This is a genomic window from Olleya sp. Ti.3.14, from assembly GCF_038154885.1.
In the GTDB taxonomy this organism is placed as follows: domain Bacteria; phylum Bacteroidota; class Bacteroidia; order Flavobacteriales; family Flavobacteriaceae; genus Olleya.
Genome location: NZ_JBAKAO010000001.1, coordinates 96,666 through 111,042 on the forward strand (window position 1 = coordinate 96,666; position 14,377 = coordinate 111,042).

The window sequence follows — 14,377 nt, forward strand, 5'->3', positions numbered from 1 at the left end:
CTCCAAAATTATCGCTTATTTAGATGTTTTAAAAGGCTTCATAATGGTTATAGCTGCAATTAATTCTTGCTCTGACATCTCTTTAATGTCTTCATCAGCAAAAAAAGCAGATAATTTATCCTCACTATATCTATATAATTTCCAACGTTTAAATTGATACTCCAAAGCTGTAAAATTTTCTACCCAATCTCCAGAGTTTAAATAGTTTGTGGTGCCTTTTTTAGTTTCAACTATTTCATTTTTTGGTTGGTGGATATGACCACAAATAACGTAATCATAACCATTTTCTATGGCTAAGTCTGTCGCTGTTTTTTCAAAATTACTAATAAAGCGTACAGCACCTTTGACACTACTTTTTATTTTTTTAGATAATGAATAGCGTTCTTTACCTAAAGTTACCAATATCCAATTAAAGACTTTATTAATTAATATTAAAAGGTCATAACCGTAAGCGCCTAATTTAGCTAGCCATTTGGCGCTTTGTATGGACGCGTCAAAAACATCACCATGAAAAAACCATGCTTTTTTACCGTCTAATTCTAGTACCAATTTGTTAACAATGGATATATTTCCAATCTCTGAGTCTGTAAATTTTCTCAGCATTTCATCATGATTACCAGTTATATAAGTCACTTTGGTGCCTTTTGCAGCTAAAGAGACTATCTTTTTTATAACTTGCATGTGTGATTTGGGAAAATAACGTTTGTTAAACTGCCAGATATCTATAATATCACCATTTAGTATTAAATGTTTAGGATCAACGCTACTTAAGTAAGTCAACAATTGTTTAGCATGACAACCATAAGTACCTAAATGGACATCTGATATGACTACAACTTCAACTTTTCTTTTTAATTTCAATACGGTTTAGTTTCTTGATTACTAATGCAAATATCAAATTGTAGTGTTAATCTAACATTATTGCATAATTATCTAATTATAAGCTAATTGTTAAGATATCATTACCAATTTTTATAAGTTGAAATTATATTGGTTTTGTTTGACTATTATTTATGATTACATTAGCGTAAATTAATTTATTTATGGCAGGTAATAGCTTCGGAAACTTATTTAAACTCACCACTTTTGGAGAATCTCATGGTGTAGCTATTGGAGGAATTATTGATGGATGTCCTCCAGGAATAGAAATAGATTTGGAGGCTATCCAAACGGAAATGAATAGACGTAAACCAGGCCAGTCTGCAATTGTAACTCAGCGTAAAGAGCCAGATGAAGTTAAATTTTTGTCAGGAATATTTGAAGGCGTTACAACAGGTACGCCAATTGGATTTATTATCGAAAACTCTAATCAAAAATCTCATGACTATTCGCACATCAAAGATAGTTATAGACCAAGTCACGCAGATTATGTCTACGAAAAAAAATATGGTTTAAGAGATTATAGAGGAGGAGGTCGTAGTTCTGCCAGAGAAACTGCTAGTCGTGTCGTTGCAGGCGCAATTGCTAAGCAAGTTTTAAAAAATGTAAAAATTAATGCTTTTACGTCTTCAGTTGGAGATATATTTATAGACAAACCGTATCAAGATTTAGATTTCACTAAAATTGAAAGCAATGCTGTGCGTTGTCCGGATTCAGCTATAGCTGAAAAAATGATTACACGTATTAAACAAATCCGTAAAGAAGGTGATACTATTGGAGGTACAGTAACTTGTGTGCTTCAAAATGTACCAATAGGTTTAGGCGAACCTGTTTTTGATAAACTGCATGCCGAATTAGGCAAAGCAATGTTATCCATTAATGCTGTTAAAGGTTTTGAATTTGGTAGCGGATTTTGTGGTGCTAAAATGAAAGGTAGCGAGCATAACGACTTATTTAATATTGACGGAAGCACAAAAACTAACCTATCAGGAGGTATACAAGGTGGTATTAGTAACGGAATGGATATTTATTTTAGAGTTGCATTTAAACCTGTGGCTACTTTAATACAAAAATATGAAACCATTAATAGAGCCGGTGAAATAGTAGAAATGCAAGGAAAAGGAAGACATGATCCTTGTGTAGTACCAAGAGCTGTACCTATTGTGGAAGCTATGGCAGCTTTAGTATTAGCTGATTATTTATTGATCAATAAGACATATTCTTAAATAAAATATAGTCTAATAACTTAGTTTATAATATTTAAATGGACCCTCAAATTTATTATACCGCTTTAAACACCTTTGATCCTGAAAGTAAAACGGGATTTAGTTGGGTCGATTTTATAGCTTATTCTGATTTGACACATCTAACAGAATTAGTATCTTTAGATGGTAACTTAAATAGGTTGTCTTTTATGCCTGATTTAGATTCGGTAAAGGATTGGGATCATATTATTACAGATCAAGGCATGGTCATGTTTTATTTTAATGATTTAGACTTTGTGCTTGAAAAAGTAAAAGAGTTGCAATATTTTAATTTGTTAGCAATAGTCAAACAACCTAATAGTGAAAAAGCTAACTTAACAGCACATTTTGATTTTGTAGGCTATGACTTAATTGAGGTTACAGGAGATACTAGTGCTTTATCAAATGCAGGAGGTTTTGATGCTACATTTTTACCTTCAGATTTAAATGATTATGGATTAATAACGGACTATGATAAAGCAAAAACAATACAAACACAATTACCATTAGACAATCCAAATCAAGAACATACAACGTGTCATCTTTACGAAGTTTGGAGACATAAAACAATAGGAAGAAAAACTAATTTAATAACTTAAAAAAAGTACTTTTTAAAAGGAACAACTACCAAAAGATATGAAAAAACTTGCATTACACTGGAAAATTATAATAGGAATGGTATTAGGTATCATTTTTGGATTTTTAATGAATAGCGTTGATGGAGGTAGAGGTTTTGTTGGAGATTGGATAGCACCTTTTGGAACTATTTTTATTAATCTATTAAAATTGATTGCTGTTCCGTTAATATTAGCATCACTAATAAAAGGAATTTCTGATTTAAAAGATATCTCTAAAATTAAATCTATGGGCTTACGTACTATAGGTATTTATATTGGGACAACTGTTATAGCTATAGTTATTGGTTTAAGTATTGTTAATATTATTAAACCAGGCGAAGGAATGCCTCAAGATACAATCGAGAACATCAAAACAGCATACCAAGGTAATGCAGATGTTATGATAGGTAAAGCCAAAGTGACTAAAGAAGCTGGACCATTACAACCTTTAGTAGATATTTTTCCTAGTAATATATTTAATTCGTTTGCAGAGCCAGCGATGTTACAGGTTATATTCTTTGCTTTATTTGTGGGTATATGCTTACTATTAATTCCGGAGAAAAAAGCCAAACCATTAGTTGATTTCTTTGATTCTTTAAATGAAGTGGTTATGAAAATGGTGGATTTAATTATGTTGTTTGCTCCTTATGCAGTATTTGCACTAATGGCAAATGTAATTATCGCATTTGATGATACCACGATATTGGTTAAACTATTGGGTTATGCAGCATGCGTAGTATTTGGTTTATTTTTAATGATTTGCTTCTACCTAATGCTAGTCAAAGTGGTTACTAAAAAATCACCTTTATGGTTTTTAAAACAATTTAGTCCAGCGCAATTATTAGCCTTTTCTACATCAAGTAGTGCTGCTACATTACCAGTAACAATGGAGCGTGTAGAGGAGCATTTAGGTGTTGATAAAGAAGTCGCAGGATTTGTTTTACCAGTAGGAGCAACGGTTAATATGGATGGTACAAGTTTATACCAAGGTATTGCTGCTGTATTTATTATGCAAGTTATTTGGCCTGAAGGACTAACTTTTACAAATCAATTAGTTATTGTAGGTACCGCTTTATTAGCTTCTATTGGTAGTGCTGCAGTACCAAGTGCTGGTATGGTTATGTTAGTTATTGTATTAGAAGCTATAGGGTTTCCTGCAGAATTACTACCTATTGGGTTAGCCTTAATTTTTGCGGTTGACAGACCATTAGATATGTGCAGAACTGTAGTTAATGTAACAGGAGATGCAACTGTATCTATGTTAGTAGCTAAGTCCTTAGGTAAATTACATGATAATCCTAAGGCTAAAGAATGGGATGATAATTATGAAAATGTAAAATAAACTACTAATTTTAATACGTTTAATGGTTTAATACATATAAATTAAAAAGTAATTATGGATGGATTTGATACTATTGTTTCGGTGGATTGGTTAAAGGCCAACATTAATCGTGACCAGCTAATTGTATTGGATGCGTCTATACCAAAAGTTGGAAGTCAATCTTTAAAACCGAATCAAAAGTATATTCCTAATGCGCGATTTTTTGATATAAAAAATGCTTTTAGTGACGTTAAAGCAAGGTTTCCTAATACAATACCTTCAGAAGTTCAGTTTGAAACAGAAGCACAACGTTTAGGGATTAATAACGATAGTTATATTGTTGTTTATGATGCTTTAGGCATTTATTCTAGTCCACGTGCTTGGTGGTTACTTAAAACGTTTGGACATAATAATGTTGCAGTTTTAGATGGTGGTTTGCCAGAATGGGAAGCACAAGGTTATAAAACAGAAAAAACACATAATTTAGACTATAAACCAGGTAATTTTACTACAAAATATAATCCAAATAATGTAGTCTATTTTGAGTCGCTTGAAGCTATTAGTAAAGATCCTGATTTTACTATTATAGATGCTAGATCAAAAGATAGATTTACTAGTAAAATTGTCGAGCCTAGAGCTGGATTACGATCAGGAACAATACCAAACTCGATAAATTTACCGCACGATGCTATTTTGGAAGGTTACAAGCTTAAGTCTAAAGAAGAGTTGCGTCTGATTTTTGAAACTATTTTAAAGCAGAATCAGCACATAATATTTAGTTGTGGCTCTGGTATTACAGCTTCTGTTTTAAGCTTAGCAGCAACAATTATAGGTTATAATAATAGTGTTTACGATGGATCGTGGACAGAATACGGAACTTTAAAATCTTCAATAATGAAACAACCAAATACATGGTCTAAAGATGAATTGCTAGCCTATATTTTAATATTTATAGCACATTCAGATTTAGACGAAACTAAAAAAGAAAAAAATTATATTCTTTCTAGAGTTAATAAAGACGTTTATAATCGTGTACACGAAAAATTTGAAGAAGATAACGACTATCAAAGTATTCAAAATATAATTGAAGCAGTTAAAACTCATGATTATTATCGCAATGATTTTGCAGATCTATTTGCAGATATAAAACTTATGGCTTTTGCAGATGGTGAAATGGATCAAATGGAGAAAGCTGCTTATAATTTATTAAAAAAAATACTAAAAGCTTAGTTTAGAGCAACTTTTGATTAAGCCTTAGGGCAAAATTAAAAAGCCTCAAAACAGTTTTTTGTCCTAAGTATAATACTATGCTAATTTAAGGTTAGACATTCCTTAAACTAAAACGCAATCTATTCCTAACTAACAGAAGTTAGGCTTGAGTTAACGTAACTGTTTTGAGGCTATAACCAACCTCATACTCAAAGTTAATAGACTAGCTAGTGTTATAAAATTGTAATTGAGTAAACAGGTGTTTTTAATGAGGGAAGCATACCTTTGAATGAGTCAAAGCTTATTAATCTAAAAATTTAGCTTTTAATTCTGGAGTAGGAATCATACAAGCTTCTTTTTTGCCATACCATCTATAACGGTTTTTAGCTACAAAGTCATACACCCAATTTCTAATAAATGTAGGTACTATAAAAAAAACACCTAACATATTTATCGGAAATCCCAAGTGTGTCGCTATTATTAAAGCAGCAGTCGATTTAACCTTTAAGCCTTTACTATTGGAATAGAGTAGTATGGAGTCCGTTTTGCTAGTATCCAAGTTATATTTCTGGATAATAGACTGACCAATATTACTTTGTAAAGGTGCAAATAAATACTTATTTTTAGTATCGTGTTTTATAACAAATTGTATTGATGTGTTGCAAAGGTTGCATACACCATCAAAAAGAATAAGCGATTTGTCGTTTGGTAAATTTTGCATATCACAAAAATAAATTAATATATTTACAAAATTCAATTATATGAGAACTTTACAACAATGGTTTGATAGTTATGCTGTCAGTCATCAAAATCCGACAAACATTTCTATACATTTTATATGTGTGCCAGCTATATTTTTTAGTGTTGTTGGTTTGTTTATGTCAATACCTAGTGGTGTTTTAAACTCGATTTTACCTCATCCCATTATTGCTAATTGGGCTTTTGTTTTATTAGTTATAACCTTGGTGTTATTTTATTTTAGACTGTCTGTAAAAGTTGGGATACAAATGTTATTGTTTTCGGCTTTTTGTCTTGTGCTTAATTATATTATTGCGCAATATGTTCCTTTAGTTTATTTCTCTTTAGCGTTATTTATTATAGCTTGGATTGGTCAATTTTATGGTCATAAGGTAGAAGGTCAAAAACCTAGTTTTATTGATGATTTACAGTTTTTATTAGTTGGACCAGCTTGGGTTATGTACAAGTTATTTGGTAAGTAGTCTATTTAAGTAATCACATCACGTCAGTTCGAGTGCTTCGACGTAGGAGGAGTGTATCGAGAACTTATTGTTTTATTATTTAATGTACTTCTCGATACAATTTGCTCGTGCCTCACAAATCACTCGAAGTGACGTTGTGAAGCATTATGTTACTTATTATTATATTATTATTATATTACTATTTCTTTTTAACAGCCTCAACAAGCTCTAAAACATCAACATTGACGTTAGTGGTAAACATACCATAGTTCACAATTGCTTTGCCTTTTTCAAACTTATCAATAGTACCAACAGCACGACCATCATTCATCCTTACGCGATCACCAACTTTTAAGATTGCTTTTGGTGCTACAGGTTTATTTTTTTCTTTTTCTTTAGCGTCTTTCTTCTTTTTACGGATGACTTCTACTGTTTTTTCGGCTTCCTGTTTAACTTGCTTCTCTTTAGCTTTTTCGGCTTTAGCTTGTTTTGCAGTTATTTTTTTTCGTTTAGAGTTTTCAATTTGTACTAATCTAAACAACTCTGACATTAACTCTTTTTTCTTCTTATCGTTAAAAAATTTCTCTGCAATATCATTCATTTTCTGACCTAAATAAATCAGTCGTTGATTGCTGTCATATAACTCTTGATAGTTTTCTAGTTTTTTCTGAACTTTAGCATTGATTTCTTCTAATTTATCAGCTTCAGATTGTTTTTTCTTTTCATTAACCTTTAGCGATTCGCTTGTTTTTTCAAGCTTAGCACGTTGTTTTTGTAATTTAGCTATCGTGGCATCAAAACGGACTTTACTGCGTTCAATCTTCTTTTTAGAACGGTTAATTAAGCTATACGGAATTCCATTTTTTTGTGCGACTTCAAACGTAAAACTACTACCAGCTTGACCTAATGCTAATTTGTACATTGGTTCCAAGGTACGCTCGTCAAACATCATGTTAGCGTTAATCATTTCGTCCTTTTCATTAGCCAACATTTTTAGGTTAGCGTAATGTGTGGTAATAATTCCGTAGGCTTTTCTAGCATAAAATTCTTCCAAAAACGTTTCAGCTAAAGCACCTCCTAATTCTGGATCAGATCCAGTACCAAATTCGTCAATTAAAAACAATGTATTCTTGTTAATTTTTTTCAAGAAATAATTCATCTGTTTTAAACGGTAACTATAGGTACTTAAATGATTCTCGATGGATTGATTATCTCCAATATCGCTAACAATACGATCAAATAAAAAGGCTTTGCTACGCTCATGCACAGGAATTAAAAAACCGGATTGCAACATGACTTGCAGTAAACCAACGGTTTTTAATGTAATAGATTTACCTCCAGCATTTGGTCCCGAAATCACAATAATGCGACTGTCTTCTTTAAGTCCAATGGTTTGCGGAAATGTTTTTTCTTTTTTCTCTAAATTGTTTAAATAGAGTAGTGGATGGTAGGCATCACGCAAGTATAAGGCTCTGTCTTCGCTAATTTCTGGTAAAATAGCGTTCATGGATTTAGCATATTTCGCTTTCGCGGAAATCACATCCACTTCTGTTAAAAAGGTTTGATATAACTCTAATAACGGTAAGTAATGACGAATGTAATTAGTCACTTCTTTTAGGATACGTACAACTTCTTCGCTTTCTTCGTATTCTAAATTATTAAGTTCTCTGGTGTGTTGTAACGTGGTTTCAGGCTCGATATAAACGATGCTTCCTGTTTTACTTCCACCCATTATGGCACCTTTAACCTTACGTCTGTACATTGCTTTTACAGCTAGTACACGCTTGTTGTCCACCACAGACTCTCTAATATCATCTAAATATTCTAGATTATGATATTGGTTTAAGGCAGAGGTAAAGCTAGAGTTAATTTTACCTTTTAACTTATTAATTTGTTGTCTGATGCTTTGTAATAATACCGAAGCATTGTCCTTTACATCTCCAAAACGGTCTACAACGCTATCCACTTTTTCAATAATAGCAGTAGTAACTTCAATTTGTGTGCTGAATTGGTGTAAACCTGGATAATAGGTATCAAACTTTTTTAAAAATTTGACAATATCGTTAGCGGTTAAGGATATAGAAATTAGTTTTTTAAGACTATGGGTTTCTAAATAGGTATTTTTTATTTTTAATAATTGCAACTCTTTAGTAATGGTGTCAAAACCATGATTTGGAATGCGATTATCATTATAGTAAGACGATAGATACTCGTTAGTTAATTGTAATGCGTTAAGTAGCGTTTCTTTGTCTTTATATGGTAAAATACTTAGTGCTTTTTGGTTACCTAAAGCAGTAACGCAATACTCGCTTACTTGCTCTAAAACGGTAGAAAACTCTAAATCTTGTAATGTCTTTTCGTGAATGTTTATCATCTATATTATTTTTCGTGACAACGAAAAACTGGTAATAAGCGTTAATTATTCTTTTTTTAGCATTACAAATTTACGGAATTGCGATGGGATTTTAAATTATAGTTTAAATAGTTATTTATCATTTTAAGATTTGATTAATAAATATCTAATACAAGAAACACTTTAACTTGCGATTGGTTGGTTTTTTTTATTTTTAAAGTAATTATAATACAGTTTAGCTACCATTCTAGATGACGCTAAAACTATAATAAAAATAGGAATATATCTTTTTTGAAAAACGCTTTTTGTAAATAAGTCTGTTACACTTAAAGTAATTAAAATTACAGATACCATCCATAATAAAGTAAAAACGATTAGGTTAGTTTTTGTCGGATTTTGAAGGATGTTTTTTTTGGTCATTTTGGCTATTTCAGGTTACTATTTTAGCTTAATCATTTCTTGTTTTACTATAACGTCTCCAGAGTCGGTTTGACATATAATTTTATTGTCGTTAATCTCAATGATTTCAATAACATATTTGACACCAATTATGGGTTGCATTTTAGAATCGTTAACTTTAGTGTAAACCATTTGATATTTACAATCCGAAAGCCAAGTCACAGTGCTTGTCATTTCCAAATTTAGTTTTGGGTAAGTGTCTATTTGTATAGAGTCTGTCCTGATAGTTAGTAAGTCTGCGTAATCTGGATCTGTGTAAGTAAATGTTCCGTTTTTAAATGCTGAACAGTTTAACTCTTGACTAAAACTATTGGTTGTTATTAGAAACAATACTATAACTATGACTTTTTGCATATTATGTGAAATTGGGTTTTAACTGTTTACTGCTTTTGTAACCACAATCTAATGGCTTTACGCAAAGAAACTTCAGGTTTTGGTAACGGAATGGTTTGTCCAAATTGTTTACTTCGGTTAAATTTTGAATAGTTTGTTTTATGTTTTTTCCAAACTTCTGGGTATAACTCCAAGAACTTATTAAAAAAACTTTGTTCGTTAATATTACCTTCTAATTTAGAAAGTACGTCTTTAAATATTTGTTCTTGATCTATAATCATTGGGTTGTTGTATTGTGGAAATTATAGCGCTTTTGGTTAGCTTATGGTAACTTGAATAGGTTAGGTAGCTAAATTAAGTAAATTAAATGTAATGCTAGTTTAGAGGGTTTTTAATTATTAAGAATAGGAGTTGTTAGGGTAATGAATGTTTTTTAATGAAGTTGTAGTTTGTATAAAATTTTGATAATATTTTAAAACCTTTTATTTTTTTTATTATGCTTACTAAATTTTGATTACCGTTTTATAAGTTCAGGTTTGGAATTATTTAATGAAAAATTTTTGTATAATGATTACTAGAGAAGCAACGTAGTTTTAATTATATTACAAATAAGATGATTTAATTAATGTGGTTTATATAATAAAAAAACTAATTATTCATAATACTCCAAGTAATATCTATATCTGTAAATTTCTTTATTATTGTCATAGTTAAAAAGGTGTCTTGTTTCTTTTTAACAGATTCAGAATAATAATTTTCAAATGAGGATTTACTAAATTCTTTTTTAGGAAAACCAAAGACATGTCCTAAAAATTCTATTTCTTCGAAACAATCGTTAGAATATAAATATTTCATTCGATTGAATTTAAGAGTTGGAGTTTCTGCTTCTCTTTCAGTTAAAGCTACCATACCAAACTTTCTTTTAAAATAAAAAACAGGTAAGTCATTAACGTTATATCTAGCATATTCTCTAATAATGTTATATTGATCTTCGTATCCAATGTTTTGTTGTCTATTTAACTCTTCAAAATATAACTTATAAAGACCTCTTTTAAATGAATTGCATAATTTAATTTGAAAATGAGTATTAAATCTAAAAGAAGTTCTGTATTGTATTTTGTATTTACCTTTTTTTTCTTTTATATCGAAAAATCTTGATTTAAATTTGCCAACTTGTTTTTTAGGTTTTGAACTTAATAAAATTCTTTTCCTTGTTATATTAAATGCTTCTTTTAGAGCTTCTTCTATTGAGAAATTTTCTTCCTGTTTATTTCCGAAATATTCATTGCAGCTATCGCAAACATTATTATTTATATTTTCACCTCCTAATGATTTAGGAATAGTATGTGCTTTTTTTTTGAAAGATATTGATGGTTCTGATTTTAAACACCAAAGACATTTTTTCATAAAACTACTGTTAGATTTAATATTTTAATATATGTGACCGTTATATTAAAGTAATGCCTTCCAAATGTAAAATAAGTTTTGGTGGTATTATTACGGTATTCCGTAATCATATTAAATGTTATAAACATAAAAAGCACAAACTAAGGTTTGTGCTTTTTGTCAAGGTGGTTATAACTGTTGCTATAATGTAACCTGTTTAGGTTTGGTTTTATAGTTTCGGTAGTAGGTAAGTGGCTTATGGCATTATTTCCGCGAAAGCGTTATACTATTAATTTGTGGTTAGGCTATTATAAAATTGTAGAGTAATCCAACGCTTATGGCTATTCCAAAACTAAGTAGTGTACCTATTAAAATATATTCGGTTAATTTACGGTCTTTGGCTTTGGATAAATCGCCAAATCTAAACACGGATTTTGCTGCTATTAATAGTCCTATAGCACTCCATTGATTGATGATTATAAAACCAAATACAAATAGTCGCTCTAGTATACCAATGTATTTTCCTGCTTTTTCTAAAGAGTCGTTTGCATCGTCCTCGTCCAGGATCCATTTGCTCATGACTAAGCGCATGATTACGGATGCGATACTAGTTATAGCTATTAAGGATAGTAGTAATGCTAAGACGTTTTTAGAGTATAATGTGTTGATATCAAAGCTATATTGCGTGTAACTTAATGCGACTATTGCAATGACTATTAGGTGTGCTATTTGATCTAATATAAATAGTAGTCTTGGGTTTATTTTTTTGGTTAGATTAAGTTTAATGACATCTATTATGTAATGAGAGACGACTATGCTGACTATTCCTATCCAATAGTTGGCATTAAATTGTAGTAATACTAGTAATGCTAAGGCGTGTATTAGCACATGAAAATATAGGTATTTGGACTTGTGCTTTTTTATGGTTTTGTCTTTTACCCATTGGTCTGGTTGCAGGACAAAATCGCCAATTGCGTGTGCTAGGACTAATTTTAGGACTAATAGCATCATAATTTTTGTAGTTGTTGTTGGTAGTAGGTGTTTAGTTGCATGACCTCGTCATAGCCACCACGTTTTAAGGCTTCGCTGATATTACTTTGGGATTTACCTAATAGTGTTGCTATTTCTTTTTGGTTTTTTGTGGGATGCTCCATAACCGTTACAATAACATTGGCAACTGTGCTGCTCCAGTTATTTGCGGTTAATAAGGCTAAGTTTAGCATGATGTTTAAGGGTTGGTCCCAATCTGGTTGGTTAGCGTTTATGGCTAGTGTTTGCTTTTTTAGGTTTTCAAAAGCTAATCCAGAGTTAACGTAAGCAGGACCATTGGATTCGGCAATTTTTTTAGCCTTATGGGTTTGATTGCCTAAACCAATTGCGATTCTGACATCGTATAATTTGCTTTCTTTTATGGCTGCTTTTATATGTATTGCAGCTAATAAAGCACGTTGTGGTGTGGTAACTAATTGAAAACTGTCTCCTCTAAAAATTTCCCAATCGTGTGGCTCTTGTCCATATTGGTTTAGGGTGTTTTTTAAAGTATCCAACCATTGCAAGACATTACCTTGTCTTGAATTAATGATGTCTCCTGTTAAAACTGCAATCATAGTACTATTAATTTTTATAAAGATATCTGTTTTTAAGACGATATGCAAATATATCTGCTAATAATACGATAATTGGTAATATCTGATTTAAAACAGATAATTAGTAATATCTGATAGGTTACGTTTACATGTAACTAGTCACTGTCATGACAACTACAGTAAATATAATTAGCATAATAAATAATGGCATTACAAATTTTAGCCATTTATTAAATCCAACTTTAACCACAGCTAAAGAGGCTAAAATTAAACCTGTTGGATTGATAAAATAAAATAATCCCATACCAAATTGATACGCGTTAACCACAACCTCTCTACCAATACCAACACTATCTGCTAAAGGTGACATGATTGGCATAGTTAATACTGCCATACCAGAACTACTTGGTATAAAAAAGGATAAACCAGCGTAAATAGCAGTTAAGGCACTAGCAAAAACACCTTTATTCATACCTTGTGTCATTCCGCTAGCATAATGTAATAACGTGTCACTAATTAAGCCATCTGCCATAATAACGGTTACACCACGTGCAATACCAATAATTAAAGCCACACCTAATAAATCTCCTGCACCTTTTACAAAGGTGTCTATAAAATCTGCTTCTTTAATATTAGCGATAACACCAATTAAAATACTACCAACTAAAAAAGTAGAAGTCATCTCCACAAACCACCACTCTAAAGCGACAACACCATAAATCATGATAATAAAGCAAAGTGCAAATACAATTAAGGATAACCTAAGACGTGTTGTAAAGGTTACTGTTTTTGAGTTGTTTTGTGTAAATAAAGCAGCAATTTGCTGTTGTTGGTCATAAATAATAGATTTTGTAGGATCTTTTTGGACACGTTTACCATATCTAATAATATAAATTAAAGCAATAGTCAGACAGGCAAACAACATAAAAAGACGAATCCATAATCCTGTGGTCCAACTAATTCCAGCCGAATCACTAGCAATAATAGTACTAAACGGATTTATAGTAGAGCACATAGTACCAATCGAGCTTCCTAAAAAAATACACGCAATACCAACCATTGCGTCATATTTTGCTGCCAAAAACACAGGAATTAGAATAGGGAAGAAGGCAATAGTCTCTTCAGCAAAGCCAAACGTTGTTCCACCAGCAGCTACCAACACAGTAACAAGTATAATCAGGATAAACTCGCGACCTTTTAAAGCATTAGCTAACCATCCAATACCAGCATCAAAAGCACCTGTACTATTAATAATACCAATTAATCCTCCAATAATTAAAACAAGAAAAATAATGTCTGAAGCCTCAATAATACCCTTAACTGGCGACTTTACAAAGTCGTAAAAACTTTGTGGTTTGGCTTCCAGCTGTTGGTAGGTATTTGGAATATTAATAGGTTTGTAAATGTCACCATTTGTAAATTTTTCTAATGGGATTTTAATATTTAAAGTCTCCAACGTTTCCTGAGTTGCAGGTAAGGTAACAGATTCCTCCAAACTAACTCTTGTAAATTGATTAGCTGTTTTATCGTACCCTAAAGTTTGGTATTTACCAGCAGGAACTAACCAAGTTAGTAATGTCACTAATCCTGCAATAATTAATAAAATGGTTTGAGCAGAAGGAAATTTAAGTGTTTTCATGTATGATGTATTCAGCTTTTTGATAATCAAATGCTATTTTATATAAATTAAAACAGTTTTCAATATTACTAAAAGTTGAGTTTTAGAGGGTTATTTAATATTTTAAATATTGGTTTAGTGTTATTAAAGATAGTATTATTTTTAGCATACCA

At 31.3% G+C, this 14,377-nt stretch carries 15 protein-coding genes; 5 read left to right on the forward strand and 10 right to left on the reverse strand.

The window, feature by feature from the left end:
- Positions 1-15: 15 nt before the first annotated feature.
- Positions 16-861, reverse strand: coding sequence for a UDP-2,3-diacylglucosamine diphosphatase (locus V6251_RS00440; protein ID WP_341586497.1), 846 nt, complete (start codon positions 859-861; stop codon positions 16-18).
- A gap of 182 nt (positions 862-1,043) precedes the next feature.
- On the opposite strand from V6251_RS00440, the gene aroC reads away from it, so the two are divergent.
- The 4 genes from aroC to V6251_RS00460 are packed head-to-tail and all read left to right on the forward strand — an operon-like array spanning position 1,044 to position 5,291.
- On the forward strand, positions 1,044-2,105 hold the full coding sequence (gene aroC, locus V6251_RS00445; RefSeq protein WP_341586498.1) for a chorismate synthase: 1,062 nt from the start codon (positions 1,044-1,046) through the stop codon (positions 2,103-2,105).
- Positions 2,106-2,143: 38 nt separating this feature from the next.
- Positions 2,144-2,722: a hypothetical protein gene (locus V6251_RS00450; RefSeq protein ID WP_341586499.1), complete on the forward strand. Its 579-nt coding sequence runs from the start codon at positions 2,144-2,146 to the stop codon at positions 2,720-2,722.
- Positions 2,723-2,759: 37 nt separating this feature from the next.
- The gene (locus tag V6251_RS00455) at positions 2,760-4,082 is read left to right on the forward strand and encodes a dicarboxylate/amino acid:cation symporter (RefSeq protein ID WP_341586500.1); all 1,323 of its coding nucleotides are present in this window, start codon (positions 2,760-2,762) and stop codon (positions 4,080-4,082) included.
- A gap of 54 nt (positions 4,083-4,136) precedes the next feature.
- Positions 4,137-5,291, forward strand: a complete 1,155-nt coding sequence (locus V6251_RS00460; RefSeq protein ID WP_341586501.1) for a sulfurtransferase — start codon at positions 4,137-4,139, stop codon at positions 5,289-5,291.
- A gap of 283 nt (positions 5,292-5,574) precedes the next feature.
- On the opposite strand, the gene V6251_RS00465 is transcribed toward V6251_RS00460, so the two are convergent.
- Positions 5,575-5,991 (reverse strand): thiol-disulfide oxidoreductase DCC family protein, encoded by a 417-nt coding sequence (locus tag V6251_RS00465; protein ID WP_341586502.1) that lies wholly within the window; start codon positions 5,989-5,991, stop codon positions 5,575-5,577.
- Positions 5,992-6,031: 40 nt separating this feature from the next.
- Between V6251_RS00465 and V6251_RS00470 the strand changes: the two genes are divergently transcribed.
- The gene (locus V6251_RS00470) at positions 6,032-6,490 is read left to right on the forward strand and encodes an Mpo1 family 2-hydroxy fatty acid dioxygenase (RefSeq protein ID WP_341586503.1); all 459 of its coding nucleotides are present in this window, start codon (positions 6,032-6,034) and stop codon (positions 6,488-6,490) included.
- Positions 6,491-6,668: 178 nt separating this feature from the next.
- Here V6251_RS00470 and V6251_RS00475 read toward each other — a convergent pair whose 3' ends face one another.
- The 8 genes from V6251_RS00475 to V6251_RS00510 all read right to left on the reverse strand — a co-directional run bounded on the left by V6251_RS00475 (position 6,669) and on the right by V6251_RS00510 (position 14,225).
- Positions 6,669-8,843, reverse strand: coding sequence for an endonuclease MutS2 (locus V6251_RS00475; RefSeq protein ID WP_341586504.1), 2,175 nt, complete (start codon positions 8,841-8,843; stop codon positions 6,669-6,671).
- Positions 8,844-9,005: 162 nt separating this feature from the next.
- On the reverse strand, positions 9,006-9,242 hold the full coding sequence (locus V6251_RS00480) for a hypothetical protein (RefSeq protein WP_341586505.1): 237 nt from the start codon (positions 9,240-9,242) through the stop codon (positions 9,006-9,008).
- Between the two features lie 18 nt (positions 9,243-9,260).
- Entirely contained in the window at positions 9,261-9,635 is a 375-nt protein-coding gene (locus tag V6251_RS00485) for a hypothetical protein (RefSeq protein WP_341586506.1), read from the reverse strand.
- Positions 9,636-9,661: 26 nt separating this feature from the next.
- Entirely contained in the window at positions 9,662-9,895 is a 234-nt protein-coding gene (locus V6251_RS00490) for a hypothetical protein (protein WP_341586507.1), read from the reverse strand.
- 367 nt (positions 9,896-10,262) lie between these two features.
- The gene (locus V6251_RS00495) at positions 10,263-11,021 is read right to left on the reverse strand and encodes an HNH endonuclease (RefSeq protein WP_341586508.1); all 759 of its coding nucleotides are present in this window, start codon (positions 11,019-11,021) and stop codon (positions 10,263-10,265) included.
- Between the two features lie 279 nt (positions 11,022-11,300).
- Complete coding sequence (locus tag V6251_RS00500) at positions 11,301-12,011, reverse strand: DUF3307 domain-containing protein (RefSeq protein WP_341586509.1); 711 nt, start codon at positions 12,009-12,011, stop codon at positions 11,301-11,303.
- The gene (locus V6251_RS00505; RefSeq protein ID WP_341586510.1) at positions 12,008-12,607 is read right to left on the reverse strand and encodes a SatD family protein; all 600 of its coding nucleotides are present in this window, start codon (positions 12,605-12,607) and stop codon (positions 12,008-12,010) included. The genes V6251_RS00500 and V6251_RS00505 overlap by 4 nt, the downstream gene beginning before the upstream one ends.
- A gap of 124 nt (positions 12,608-12,731) precedes the next feature.
- Positions 12,732-14,225: a YfcC family protein gene (locus V6251_RS00510; protein ID WP_341586511.1), complete on the reverse strand. Its 1,494-nt coding sequence runs from the start codon at positions 14,223-14,225 to the stop codon at positions 12,732-12,734.
- Positions 14,226-14,377: the final 152 nt, after the last annotated feature.

Excerpts from the sequence above, each read along its gene's own strand:
- V6251_RS00470 (WP_341586503.1), top strand. The coding sequence starts at position 6,032 with ATGAGAACTTTACAACAATGGTTTGATAGTTATGCTGTCAGTCATCAA.
- V6251_RS00480 (WP_341586505.1), bottom strand. The coding sequence starts at position 9,242 with ATGACCAAAAAAAACATCCTTCAAAATCCGACAAAAACTAACCTAATC.
- aroC (WP_341586498.1), top strand. The coding sequence starts at position 1,044 with ATGGCAGGTAATAGCTTCGGAAACTTATTTAAACTCACCACTTTTGGA.
- V6251_RS00490 (WP_341586507.1), bottom strand. The coding sequence starts at position 9,895 with ATGATTATAGATCAAGAACAAATATTTAAAGACGTACTTTCTAAATTA.
- V6251_RS00495 (WP_341586508.1), bottom strand. The coding sequence starts at position 11,021 with ATGAAAAAATGTCTTTGGTGTTTAAAATCAGAACCATCAATATCTTTC.
- V6251_RS00500 (WP_341586509.1), bottom strand. The coding sequence starts at position 12,011 with ATGATGCTATTAGTCCTAAAATTAGTCCTAGCACACGCAATTGGCGAT.
- V6251_RS00465 (WP_341586502.1), bottom strand. The coding sequence starts at position 5,991 with ATGCAAAATTTACCAAACGACAAATCGCTTATTCTTTTTGATGGTGTA.
- V6251_RS00455 (WP_341586500.1), top strand. The coding sequence starts at position 2,760 with ATGAAAAAACTTGCATTACACTGGAAAATTATAATAGGAATGGTATTA.
- V6251_RS00450 (WP_341586499.1), top strand. The coding sequence starts at position 2,144 with ATGGACCCTCAAATTTATTATACCGCTTTAAACACCTTTGATCCTGAA.
- V6251_RS00510 (WP_341586511.1), bottom strand. The coding sequence starts at position 14,225 with ATGAAAACACTTAAATTTCCTTCTGCTCAAACCATTTTATTAATTATT.
- V6251_RS00505 (WP_341586510.1), bottom strand. The coding sequence starts at position 12,607 with ATGATTGCAGTTTTAACAGGAGACATCATTAATTCAAGACAAGGTAAT.
- V6251_RS00485 (WP_341586506.1), bottom strand. The coding sequence starts at position 9,635 with ATGCAAAAAGTCATAGTTATAGTATTGTTTCTAATAACAACCAATAGT.
- V6251_RS00475 (WP_341586504.1), bottom strand. The coding sequence starts at position 8,843 with ATGATAAACATTCACGAAAAGACATTACAAGATTTAGAGTTTTCTACC.
- V6251_RS00460 (WP_341586501.1), top strand. The coding sequence starts at position 4,137 with ATGGATGGATTTGATACTATTGTTTCGGTGGATTGGTTAAAGGCCAAC.